At 71.9% G+C, this 11733-nt stretch carries 10 protein-coding genes; 9 read left to right on the forward strand and 1 reads right to left on the reverse strand.

Annotated elements, in window-relative coordinates; all coding sequences use genetic code 11:
- Nucleotides 1-30: 30 nt before the first annotated feature.
- The 9 genes from F8R89_RS26840 to F8R89_RS26885 all read left to right on the forward strand — a co-directional run bounded on the left by F8R89_RS26840 (nt 31) and on the right by F8R89_RS26885 (nt 11165).
- Nucleotides 31-1821 (forward strand): ABC transporter ATP-binding protein, encoded by a 1791-nt coding sequence (locus tag F8R89_RS26840; protein WP_151786346.1) that lies wholly within the window; start codon nt 31-33, stop codon nt 1819-1821.
- Nucleotides 1818-3623: an ABC transporter ATP-binding protein gene (locus F8R89_RS26845; protein ID WP_151786347.1), complete on the forward strand. Its 1806-nt coding sequence runs from the start codon at nt 1818-1820 to the stop codon at nt 3621-3623. The genes F8R89_RS26840 and F8R89_RS26845 overlap by 4 nt, the downstream gene beginning before the upstream one ends.
- A 135-nt stretch (nt 3624-3758) precedes the next feature.
- Nucleotides 3759-4676, forward strand: coding sequence for a chlorinating enzyme (locus tag F8R89_RS26850; RefSeq protein WP_192806241.1), 918 nt, complete (start codon nt 3759-3761; stop codon nt 4674-4676).
- Complete coding sequence (locus tag F8R89_RS26855; RefSeq protein WP_151786349.1) at nt 4676-4957, forward strand: hypothetical protein; 282 nt, start codon at nt 4676-4678, stop codon at nt 4955-4957. The genes F8R89_RS26850 and F8R89_RS26855 overlap by 1 nt, the downstream gene beginning before the upstream one ends.
- Before the next feature lie 59 nt (nt 4958-5016).
- Nucleotides 5017-5949, forward strand: coding sequence for a hypothetical protein (locus tag F8R89_RS26860; protein WP_151786350.1), 933 nt, complete (start codon nt 5017-5019; stop codon nt 5947-5949).
- 678 nt (nt 5950-6627) lie between these two features.
- Nucleotides 6628-7917: a non-ribosomal peptide synthetase gene (locus tag F8R89_RS26870; RefSeq protein ID WP_151786352.1), complete on the forward strand. Its 1290-nt coding sequence runs from the start codon at nt 6628-6630 to the stop codon at nt 7915-7917.
- Between the two features lie 19 nt (nt 7918-7936).
- Nucleotides 7937-9346, forward strand: coding sequence for an FAD-binding oxidoreductase (locus tag F8R89_RS26875; protein WP_151786353.1), 1410 nt, complete (start codon nt 7937-7939; stop codon nt 9344-9346).
- A gap of 11 nt (nt 9347-9357) precedes the next feature.
- Nucleotides 9358-10233, forward strand: coding sequence for an LLM class flavin-dependent oxidoreductase (locus tag F8R89_RS26880; RefSeq protein ID WP_318841308.1), 876 nt, complete (start codon nt 9358-9360; stop codon nt 10231-10233).
- 74 nt (nt 10234-10307) lie between these two features.
- On the forward strand, nt 10308-11165 hold the full coding sequence (locus F8R89_RS26885; protein ID WP_151786355.1) for an aspartyl/asparaginyl beta-hydroxylase domain-containing protein: 858 nt from the start codon (nt 10308-10310) through the stop codon (nt 11163-11165).
- Between the two features lie 77 nt (nt 11166-11242).
- Here the strand turns inward: F8R89_RS26885 and F8R89_RS26890 are convergent, their stop codons facing one another.
- Nucleotides 11243-11686 (reverse strand): MarR family winged helix-turn-helix transcriptional regulator, encoded by a 444-nt coding sequence (locus F8R89_RS26890; protein WP_151786356.1) that lies wholly within the window; start codon nt 11684-11686, stop codon nt 11243-11245.
- Between the last annotated feature and the right edge of the window lie 47 nt (nt 11687-11733).

An 11733-nucleotide genomic window follows, 5' to 3' on the forward strand; every position in this document is an offset into this window, starting at 1 on the left:
CACGGACCGAGGGACGACAGGGAAGGCACGATGGCGAAACGGACGACGGCCGGGCGGTTCACCCGGGTCCGGCGGGCGGGGGCGCTGCTGCTCGACGCCCTCCGCGCCCACCCGGGCCCGGTCATCTGGGGACTCGTCGGCTCGCTGCTGTACGGCACCGGTCTGGTCGCCTGGTCGGTGGCACTCGGCGAACTGGTCAACCATGTGGTGATCCCCCGGTTCGAGGACGACCGGATCGCGGCCGGCACGATCGTCGCCGTGCTGCTGGCGGTCGCCGCGATCGGAGTGGTGCAGGGCGCCGCGGGACTGCTGCGGCGCTGGACGCTCGTGGTAACCCGTGCCCGTTACGACGCCACCCTGCGCGAGGCCGTCGTCCGGCACTACCACCGGCTGCCCATGACGTTCCATCAGGCCCGTCCCACCGGCCAGAAGCTGGCGCACGTGACGACCGACGCGGAGGCCGCCGCCGAACTCCCGGCCCGGCTGCCCGACGTCCTCGGCATGTTCGTGCTGTTCCTGGTCACCGCGAGCTGGGCGACCGCCGTCGACCCGGTGCTCGCCCTGATCGGCGGGGCCATGGTGCCGGCGCTGCTGCTGGTCAACTCCGTCTACCAGAGACAGGTCGAGGCGCCGGCGCGGGCCGTCCAGGAGCGCCTGGGCCGGGTGACCGAGGTCGCCCACGAGAGCTTCGACGGCGCCGCCCTCGTCAAGACGCTCGGCCGGGAGGGCGTCGAGCGGGAGCGGTTCGCCACGGAGGCGGCCGCGCTGCGCGACGCGAAGATCAGGCTGGCCCTGCGGGACTGGCTGCTGGACTCGCTGATCGAGTCGATCCCGTCGCTCACCTCCCTGGCCATGGTGATCGTCGGCGCCCTGCGGGTGAACAGCGGGGACATCACCGTCGGCACCCTGGTCAGCTTCGTCAACGTGTTCGCGATGCTGGTGGTACCGGTGCGCACCATCGGCAACGTGCTCGGCGACGTACCGCGCATGCTGGCCGGGTACGCCCGCGTCCGGTCCGTGCTCGACGAGCCGCTGCCCCCGGCGGAGCCGCATCCCCGGCCGCTGCCCGACGGCCCGCTCGACGTGCGGGTCAGCGGCCTGTCCTACCGCTACCAGGGCGGCTCCACCGCGCTGTCCGACGTCAGCTTCCACGTCCCGCCCGGCGCCACGGTGGCCGTCACCGGCGGTACCGGCTCGGGGAAGACGACGCTGCTGCTGGCGCTGGCCGGCCTGCTGCCGGTGCCGGACGGCACCGTGCTGGTGGGCGGCGCCGACCTCGCCCGGATCAGCGCCGCCGACCGGGCGACGGCCGTCGCGGCCGCCTTCCAGGAGCCGTTCCTGTTCGCCGCGTCGCTGGCCGAGAACGTCCTCCTCGACTTCGACGGTCCTCGCGCCGCCGACGACCCCCGCCTGCACGAGGCGCTGCGCCTGGCCCGTGCGACCGGCCTGGTGGACGGCCGGCCCGAGGGGGCCGACACACCCGTCGGGGAGCGGGGCGTCACCCTGTCCGGTGGCGAACGCCAGCGCATCGCGCTCGCCCGGGCCCTGGCCCGCCGGCCGCGCCTGCTCCTGCTCGACGAGGCGACCTCCGCCGTCGACGCCACGACCCGGCAGGAGATCATGACCGGCCTCGCCGACGGCCTGACCTCGACCACGACGATCGTCGTCACCACCAGTGCCGTGACCCTGGCCCTCGCCGACGCCGTCGTCTACCTCGACCAGGGCCGCGTCGCCGGCGTCGGACCGCACACCGACCTGCTGCGGCTCGACGGCTACGACCGGCTGATCCGCGCGTACGAGCGAGAGCAGGTGCAGACATGAGCACGCCCGATCCGGCAGGCCCGGCGGACCCGGAGAGCGTCACCGGGTCGACGACCGCCGTGATCCGGCGCGGGCTGGCGGCCGTCCCCGCGATCCGCCGGGGCCTCGCGGTGACGGTCGTCCTCGCCCTGCTCGGAGGGGCCGGCCGGCTCGCCGTCCCCGTGCTGATCCAGCAGGTGATCGACCGCGGACTCGTCTCCGGGCACATCAGCGGCCGCCGGCTGGCGGGACTCGGCGTCGTCGCGGGGCTGGTGGTCGTGCTGACCGCGGTCGTCAACTGGGCGGGTCTCGCACGGCTCGCCATCGCCAGCGAACGCGCCCTGTACGACCTGCGGGTCCAGGCCTTCACCCATGTGCACCGGCTGAGTGTGGCGTACCACTCCGCGGAGGCGCGCGGGAAGCTGGTGTCCCGGGTCACCTCCGACGTGGAGACCCTCAGCATGTTCCTCCAGTGGGGCGGCATCGCCTGGCTGGTGAACGGCGCCATCATGCTGGCCGCCGTCGCGGGCATGGCCTACTACGACATCTGGCTGACCCTGGTCACGGTGGCGCTGACCGTGCCCCTGCTGCTTCTGGTGCGGACGGTCGTCGCCCGTCTCGGACCCGCGCACACCGCCGTCCGGGTCCGCGTCGCCGACCTGCTGACCGTCATCTCGGAGACCATCCAGGGCGCCGCCGTCATCCGGGCGTACGGCGTGGAGGAGCCGAGTCTGCGCCGGACCTCGGACAGCATCCACCGGTGGCGGGACGCCAAGGCCCGCGCCGGAGTGCTCGGCGGAGTGCTGTTCTCGCTGGCCGACCTGTTCGCCGTGGTGATCGTGGTCGCCGTCGTCGCGGTGGGGCTCGCGATCGGGCCGTCGACCGGCCACAGCGCCGGTGAACTCGTCGCGTTCATCCTGCTGGTGACGCTGTTCCTGGCGCCGATCACCGAGTTCACCCAGGTCATCGACTTCACCCAGAACGCGGTCGCCGGCTGGCGGCGGGTGCTGGCACTGCTCGACATCACCGAGGACGTCCCCGAGCCGGCCGACGGCCACCGGCTGCCGCCCGGACCGCCCGGCGTGGTCGTCGAGCACGTGGGATTCAGCTATCCCGGCGCCGACGCGACGCTGCGCGACGTGTCGTTCGAGGTTCCGGCCGGCCACCAGGTCGTCCTGGTGGGCGCCACCGGCTCCGGCAAGACCACCCTGACGAAACTCATCGCGCGGCTCGCCGACCCCGACAGCGGCCGCATACTGATCGGCGGCGTCGACGTCCGCGAGATCGCCACGGACTCGCTGCGCTCACGGCTCGTGGTGGTCCCCCAGGAGCCGTTCCTCTTCGACACCACGATCGAGGAGAACGTACGGTACGGCCGCCCGTCCGCCACCCGTGACGAGATCGAGCTGGCCTTCCGCGACCTCGGCGCCGAGACGTTCCTCGCCGGCCTGCCGCTCGGCCTCGACACCCCCGTCGGACAACGCGGGGAGAGCCTGTCGGCGGGGGAGCGGCAACTGGTCGCCCTGGCCCGCGCCCATGTGGCCGACCCGGCCTGCCTGATCCTCGACGAGGCGACCTCGGCCGTGGACCCCGAGATCGAGCTGACCCTCATCGAGGCGCTGCGCCGGCTGACCGCGGGACGCACCTCGGTGACCGTGGCGCACCGGCTGGCCGTGGCGCAACGCGCCGACGAGGTCATGGTCCTGGAGGAGGGGAGGCTGGTGGAGCGCGGCCCGCACGACCGGCTGCTCGCGGCGGACGGCGTGTACGCGGGCCTCTACGACGACTGGAGGCGGGCCACCGCAGGCACCGCGCACCCTTGACCCCCGCCCCTCCCGGACCCTGGTTCCGGTGACAAGACGCGCCGCTCGGGCCCTCATATGGTGAGCCTGATCGGCCCCGTTCCTCCCTCATTCCAGGTGGCTCAAACCCGTGGGCGCCTTTCGCGAAAGGAAGACATGGTGGCTGAAGGCATCAGCAAGACGGCGGCTCAAGGACTGACACCCGAGCAGGTGAAGTCCTTCCAGGAGAACGGCTTCATCGGGCCGTTCGACCTCTACTCGGAGGACGAGGCCCGGCTGCACTGGAACCAGGCCATGATCGAGATGGTGACCTCGCGCAACAAGCCGCACGAGTCGACCATCATCAACTACGACCGCCATCTGGACTGCGACACCCTCTCCCGGCACATCGCCCACCCCACGGTCGTGCACAAGCTGCGCAGCCTGATGGGGGACGACATCATCTGCTGGAAGACGAACATCTTCGAGAAGCAGCCGGGCGAGGCCGGCACGGGCTGGCACCAGGTGGAGGCCTTCACGGTCTTCGAGTCGGAGTCGGTCGCCTACCCCTCGCTGCGCTACACCGAGGAGAGCACCGCCGCCACGCAGGAGCTGACGGTGTGGACGGCGTTCTCGGACGCGGACGAGGAGCACGGCTGCCTCCGGTTCATCCCCGGCAGCCACAAGAAGTGGTACTACGACGAGACCAAGCCCATGTCGCGGAACGTGGAGAGCAAGTCCCACGACTTCTTCGGCTACGACTACTCGGAGTTGCAGCTCGACCCCGACTGGGACCCGGACGCCGGCGAGATCGTCACCATGCCCATGAAGCCCGGCCAGTTCGTGATCTTCCTGGCCAAGTGCATCCACGGCTCCCTGCCGAACGTCAGCGACACCAAGCGGCTCGGCCTCGCCACCCGGTACGTCTCGCCGTCGGTGCGGGTCTACGAGAACATCGACAGCCTCAGCGGGTTCGGTGACGCCATCAGCCTCGACTACCACGGCAGCGTCCTGGTCTCCGGCGAGGACCGGTGGGGCCACAACCGCATCCACACCGAGAACCTGAACGGGTTCCCGTTCCCGAAGGTGGACTGATGACCACCGACGACTACCGGCGCAAGTTCGCCGACTTCCTCGCCAAGCAGCCCATGACCGCCGACCTCACCCCCGAGCAGGTGGAAGGCGCGACGACCCGCGCCGATCTGGGCATCAGCTCGCTCAACATGGTCCTGATCCTCGTGAGGTACATCGAGGAGTACACGGGCAACTCCGTGACCATGCAGCCGGAATGGGTCTCCCGGCTGGGCGACGTCGAGGGCATCCTCTCCGTGCTCCGCGAGATCGACGCGAGCGCGGCGGTGGCGCCCCGGACCTGACCCCGCTGTCGCGGAGCCCGGCGTCGGCAGTCCCGTCCGCTCGGCCGATCGAAGGAACCATGATCTCGGATCTCGAAACCATCGGCATCGGGTCGTTCGCATGCGTCTTCGGCGACCTGGAGAACAAGCCGGAGAACATCCCGGGCTTCGACGCCCTGTGGCAGACCGCATCGTTCGGCACGGACTTCGGCGACATGGGGTGCGGCACCTACCGGAAGATGAACCGGCCGGTGCTCGACCACGTCGTCGACGCCGTGCGCCGCAGCATGGGCGGCTCGGGGGCGCGCCCCTCGGACGTCGGTCACCTCGTCCTCGCCACCAGTGACCCGACGCTCGCCCTGCTGCCGTCCGACTTCGCCGAACAGGTGCTGCTCGCCTGCGGCCTGGACGACTGCGTACCGCACCTGGTGTCCTACCAGCGGTGCTGCAGCTCGCTCACCGCCCTGCGGCACGCGCGGGACCTGTTCACGGATCCGGACGTCACCCATGTGGTCATGGTCGCCCTGGACTTCGTGCCGGACGACCGTGACCGGGTGCGCCCCTACGCCCTGTTCGGGGACGCCGCCGTCGCCTGCACGCTCACCCGGCACGAGCCCGGCCTGGTCCGGCTCGTCTCGTCCGCCGTCAAGGCGGACCCGGAGGGGCTGCGCGGCCAGGACACGTTCGCGTCCCGCAAGACCGTCGCCGACCGCGCCCTGGCCGCCGCCCTGCGCGCCGGCCGACGGCAACGCGGGCAACTGGAACGGGTGTTCGCCGCCAACCTGTACAAACCGCTGACACTCTTCAACGCCTCCTCGGCCGGACTGCCGCCGGACCGGCTGCACTTCACCGAGACACTCGCCGCCTACGGGCACTGCGGCAACGCCGACTGGATGATCAACCTGGCCGATCACCACGAGCGCGTCGGCATCCGCGCCGGGCGGACGTACCTCGCGCAGTCCCTCGCGCCGGGCTTCTACGCCTGCGTCCTCCTGGAAGGGGCCGCGTCGTGAAGGGGCTGCTCGCCAGGACCGACTGCATCGGGCCGATCCCCCTGCCGGCCGACGCGCTGGACGGCCTGCGCTCCCTCGCCGCGGCGGCCGGCGTCGACGAGTTCACCGCGCTCTCCCTGTGCGCGGGTGTCCTCGCCACCCGGCTGCCGCACCCCGGCACGGCGTGCCGGGTCCGCATCACCCGGCAGGAGGCCGACGCGGTCGTGCCCGGCCCCGGCACACCGGACGTCGAGACGACCTTCCGCGACGCCCTGCGGCAGGCCGCCCGGACCGAGGCACCGCCCGCCGCGGACCCCGCCGAGGAGCCCCCGGTCGCCGTGAGCCTGCTCATCGGCGCCACCGGCCGGAACCTGTACGTCGAGTCCCTCACCGACGCGTCCGACGTGCCCACCCCGCAGGCCTGGGCCCACGCCTTCCGCACGCTGCTCACCGGCCTGACGGACGATCCGGACGCGCCGATGCTCAGCCATCCCCTGGTGGGGCCGGAGGAACGCGACCGCATCCTGCACGGCCTCAACCCGCACCGCGAGCCGGTGATCCGGTACCGCACGATGGCCGGCCCCTTCGAGGAGCAGGCCGAGCGCACCCCGGACGCCGTCGCCCTCCAGGACGAGGACGGCACGACCGTCAGCTACCGGGAACTCAACGAGCGGGCCAACCGGCTGGCCCAAGGGTGTCGTGTCCCGCACCGAGGCCGCGCTCGCCAACATCCTCTGGATGCAGCAGCAGTACCCGTACCAGCCGGGCGACACGGCGCTGTTCAAGGCGTCCCCCGGGTTCGACATCTCCATCTGGGAACTGTTCTGGCCGCTCTACCACGGCGCCCGGCTCGTCATCTGCCGTCCCGGCGGTGAACGGGACCCGCGCCATCTGGCCCGGCTCACCCGCGACCACGACGTGTCACTGGTCTTCCTGGTGCCGACGATGATGACGGCCTACCTGGAGGAACTGGCCGTGGCCGCGCCGAAGGCGCTCAAGTGGGTGGTGTGCGGAGGCGAACCGATGAGCCCCCGCATCCCCGAGTCCTTCGCCGCCGTCCTGCCCGGCAGCCAGCTCGTCAACGCCTTCGGCCCGACCGAGGCCGGGCCGGTCACCGACAACATCGTCGACGTCGGCTCGGTCGAGGGCACCGTTCCCGTGGGCCGCCCCGCCGACAACTTCCGGGTGACCGTCCTCGACTCCAACCTCGACCTCGTCCCCGTCGGCACGCCCGGCGAGGCGTACATCAGCGGACGGGTCGGACTCGCCGACGGCTACTGGGGGCAGGCCGCCCAGACCTCGGAGCGGTTCGTCGCCGACCCCTACGGCCCGCCCGGCTCACGGATGTACCGCACCGGCGACCTCGTCCGCCAGCGGCCGGACGGCGCGCTGGAGCACCTCGGCCGGATCGACCGGCAGGTCAAGATCCGGGGGCTGCGCATCGAGCCGGGCGAGGTCGAGTCGGTGCTCGCCGCGCACCCCGCCGTCGCCGACTGCGCCGTACTCGCCCACGGGCAGCCGCTGCGCCTGCTCGCCTTCGTCGTGCCCGCCGGGCAGGGCACCGCCGCGGAGCTGGACCCGGCGGCGGTGCTCGCCCACGCCGCGGAAGTCCTGCCCGCACAGATGCGCCCGGACCGGGTGGTGCCGGTCGACTACCTGCCGGCGACGGTCAACGGCAAGATCGACCAGGGCGAACTGATCAAGATCTGGCAGGAACTCACCGAGCGGGAGCGGCCCGTCGAGCCGCCCGCCGACGAACTCGAAGCGGCGCTCGTCCGGATCTACCACCGGGTCCTCGGCCGGTCCTCCATCAGCGTGCTGGACACGTTCGTCGAGCTGGGCGGCCACTCGCTGCTCACCTTCCGGCTGCGTGACGAATGCAGGGCGGCCCTCGGCGTCGAACCCGACGCGGCCCGGCTGATGCACGACACCCTGCGGGACGTGGCCGCGACGATCCGCCGGACGACGATCCCGTCACCGCGCGACTAGGACCGGAGGGACGACGGCTTTGGACACCCTGACGACCGGCGACACGGACAAACTCGCCGGCGCCTTGCACGGCGAACTCATCACCCCCGAAGACCCGCGCTACGACGAGGCACGGCAGGTCTGGAACGCCGACATCGACCGGCGCCCCCTGCTGATCGCGCGCTGCGCCGACGTGACGGACGTGCGGGCCGCCGTCGTCTTCGCCGCCGAGCGCGGACTGCCCGTCGCGGTGCGCGGCGGCGGCCACAGCGTCGCCGGCCACGGGACCTGCGACGGCGGACTGGTCGTCGACCTGCGCGCGATGCGGTCCGTCGAGATCGACCTCGACCGCCGGCTGGCGCACGTGCAGGGCGGAGCGCTGTGGCAGGACGTCGACGGGGCCACCCAGGCACACGGACTGGCGACCACGGGCGGCATCGTCAGCGAGACCGGCGTCGGCGGACTCGCCCTCGGCGGCGGCATCGGCCACCTCATGCGCCGCTGCGGGCTCACCGTGGACAACCTGGTGGAAGCCGACGTGGTCACCGCCGACGGCGGTCTCCTGCGGGTCGACGAGACCACCGACCCGGAGCTGCTGTGGGGCCTTCGCGGCGGCGGCGGCAACTTCGGGGTCGTGGTCAGGTTCGGCTTCCGGCTGCACGAGGCCGGGCCGACCGTCCTCGGCGGCATGATCATCCACCCGCTCGATGTCGCGCCCCGGTTCCTCACCCTCTACCGCGACCTCATCGCGGACGCCCCCGACGAACTCGGCACGATCCTCAACCTCCGGCTGTGCCCGCCGGTGCCCGCCGTCCCCCGGCACCTGCACGGCTCGCCGGTCGTGGCCCTCAACGTGTGCTGGTCCGGCGCCGACCCGGAGGAGGGGGAGAGGTTCCTGCGTCCGCTGCGGGCGTTCGGGTCCGCGCTGCTCGACTCGGTCGCGCCCATGCCGTACGTGGACCTGCAGCGGATGGTCGACCGCACCTCACCGCCGGGCAAGGAGTACTACTGGCGGTCGGTGGACTTCGGGACGCTCGACGACCAGGTCATCGACACCGTCGTGGACCACGCGTCGCGGATCACCTCGCCGCTGTCGGCCGTACCGATCTACCACCTCGGCGGGGCGATCGGCCGGGTGTCCGACACCGGCACGGCCTTCGGCCCCCGGCACGCCGGCCACAACATCAACATGTTCGGCGCGTGGGAGCCCGGCCGCGGCGACCGGGACCGGCACGTCGGCTGGGTGCGGGACTTCAGCGACGCCATGGCGCCCCACGCGGTCGGCCAGTACGTCAACTTCCTCAACGACGAGGGCAGCGACGGCGTCCGCGCGGCGTACGGCCGGCGGTGGCGGCGCCTCGTCGATCTCAAACGGCGCCTGGACCCGCAGAACCTCTTCCGCTTCAACTTCAACATCGACCCGGGCCTGTCCGACGAGGGGGACCGATGAGATTCGGCGTCATGATCGTCCCTGAGGACCGCTGGCGCACGGCGCGCCACAAGTGGGTCAGGGCCGAGGAGATGGGCTTCGACCACGCCTGGACCTACGACCACCTCAACTGGCGGGCGTTCCGCGCCAAGGAGTGGTTCACCATGGTCCCGACGCTGACCGCGGCGGCCGTGGCGACCGAGCGCATCGGCCTCGGCGTGCTGGTCGCCTCGCCCAACCTGCGTCACCCGGTGCACCTCGCCAAGGACGTCACCGGACTCGACGACATCTCCGACGGCCGCATCATCCTCGGCCTGGGCGCCGGCGCCGAGGGCTTCGACTCCCGCATGACCCGCCGCACCGCGTGGAGCCGGCGCGAGCGCACCGAACGGTTCGCGGAGTACGTGGAGCTGACCGACCGGCTTCTCACACAGCCGGTGACCACGTTCGACGGCCGCTACTACCTGGCCGACGAGGTGCACTCCCAGCCGCTGTGCCGGCAGCAGCCCCGCGTCCCGTTCGCGGTCGCCGCGTCCGGCCCGCGCGGCATGCGCCTGGCAGCCCGGCACGCCTCGTACTGGGTCACCACCGGCGAGCCCAACCGGTTCGCCGACGCACCCTACGAAGAGGCCCTGCCCGTGCTGCGCCGGCAGGTGGAGGAACTGGAGAAGGCCTGCGGGGAGGTCGGCCGCGACCCGTCCACCGTGTCCCGGCTGCTCGTCGCCGGACCCACCGTCGGCGGCGTCCTCGACTCTCCCGCGGCGTTCTTCGACGCGGCCGGCCGCTTCGCCGAGGCCGGCATCACCGACCTCGTCGTGCAGTGGCCCCGGCCCGACGAGCCCTTCAAGGGCAGCGAGGACGTGCTGGACAAGGTCGCCGAGGACCTCGACAGGCATCGCGGCGCCTGACCGGGCCGGTGGGGAGGACCCGACGGCCGTACCAGGAGACAACCGGTTCCGACACAGAAGGACTGCCTGATCCGATGCGCACCCACTACGTGGGGGACACCCCCCTCGACGACGCCCGGCTCACCGAGGACCTGGCACAGACCGACTCCCTGACGTGGTCGGAGGCGTACAGCGACTACGTCTTCGGCGGTGCCTGGAAGAGCTGCATGCTCTTCGCCCGCGGCGGAGACGCCGGTGACGGTGTGGTCACGCACTACGACCACGAACGGCCCGCGGCCTTCACCCCGTTCGCCGACCGCCTGCCCTATCTCCGGGAACTCATCGAGGACGTCGCCGACCTGGACCGGCTCAACTTCGTGCGCCTGGCCAAGGTGCAGAACAGCGTGATCATCCCGCACCGTGACCTGCTCGAACTGTCCGAACTCGCCGACGAGACCCGCAACGCCCACCGGATGCACATCCCCCTCGTCACCAACGAGGACTGCTTCTTCAACGAGGGCGACACCGTCTACCGCATGCGCCGGGGCGAGGTGTGGTTCCTCGACGCCTCGGAGATCCACTCCGTGGCCGTGCTCTCCTCCCAGGAGCGCGTGCACCTGATGTTCGACTTCGTGGACGTGCCGTCCTCCAAGCCGCTGACCACGGTCCGGGGAGCGGGCCCCGACGCCGGGATCCCCGACGACCGTACGGTGAAGCGCCCGCCGCTCACCGACGCCGAGCACGCCGGTCTGATGGCCCTCGCCGACATCCTCACGCCGGAGACGGTCAACGAGGTCTTCAGCATCGTCATCAAGCGGCACTTCCGCTCCGACGGCGGGGAGAACTTCGTGTGGCGGACGATGACCGACATCGCCCGCGCCGCGGCCGACCCGGCCGTCCTCGCGCACGTCGAGGAGCTGCGGCGGCACTACACCCTGGAACGCACGGCCTGACGTCTTCCGGTACCGTCCCGCCCCGCGCCGCGTCTGTCCGGCGCGGGGCTTCGCGCTGTCGTGTCGTCCCGGCGGCCCTACAGCCTGCCCAGGATCGACTCCAGCACCCCGACCTCCTTTGCCGACAGCCGGTCCGTGAAGTGGCGGCGGACCGCCGCCTCCAGGCCGGGGTGCACGGCCGTGATGGCCTCGCGGCCGGTGGCGGTGAGGGTGACGGTGACGCCGCCGGCGCGTTCGCGGGCGACGAGGTCGCGCTTGCCCATCCGGGTGAGCTGGTGGGAGACGCGGGTGCGGTCCCAGCCGAGGGCCGTGGCCAGTTCGCTCTGGCGCAGGGAGCCGCCCGCCTTGTTCAGCTCGGCGAGGATCGTCAGGTCCGGTTCGGAGAGGCCGGCCGCGTCGGCGGCGTCCGCGATCACGCGAGCCCGGACGAGTTCGTGCGCGCGCTTGAAGGCGGACCACAGGGCGACGGGATCCGGTACGGCCGCGTCCGGGCCGGGGGTCTCGGCGTCCGGTGTTGACATGTCAACGAACCCCTTTCTAGTGTTGAGATGTCAACGCTAGCAGGCGG

Origin of the sequence: Streptomyces sp. SS1-1, from assembly GCF_008973465.1 — a bacterium.
In the GTDB taxonomy this organism is placed as follows: Bacteria; Actinomycetota; Actinomycetes; order Streptomycetales; family Streptomycetaceae; genus Streptomyces.

Coding starts and splice junctions, on each gene's coding strand:
- F8R89_RS26840 (WP_151786346.1), top strand. CDS start 31: ATGGCGAAACGGACGACGGCCGGGCGGTTCACCCGGGTCCGGCGGGCG.
- F8R89_RS26845 (WP_151786347.1), top strand. CDS start 1,818: ATGAGCACGCCCGATCCGGCAGGCCCGGCGGACCCGGAGAGCGTCACC.
- F8R89_RS26850 (WP_192806241.1), top strand. CDS start 3,759: ATGGTGGCTGAAGGCATCAGCAAGACGGCGGCTCAAGGACTGACACCC.
- F8R89_RS26855 (WP_151786349.1), top strand. CDS start 4,676: ATGACCACCGACGACTACCGGCGCAAGTTCGCCGACTTCCTCGCCAAG.
- F8R89_RS26860 (WP_151786350.1), top strand. CDS start 5,017: ATGATCTCGGATCTCGAAACCATCGGCATCGGGTCGTTCGCATGCGTC.
- F8R89_RS26880 (WP_318841308.1), top strand. CDS start 9,358: ATGATCGTCCCTGAGGACCGCTGGCGCACGGCGCGCCACAAGTGGGTC.
- F8R89_RS26885 (WP_151786355.1), top strand. CDS start 10,308: ATGCGCACCCACTACGTGGGGGACACCCCCCTCGACGACGCCCGGCTC.
- F8R89_RS26890 (WP_151786356.1), bottom strand. CDS start 11,686: ATGTCAACACCGGACGCCGAGACCCCCGGCCCGGACGCGGCCGTACCG.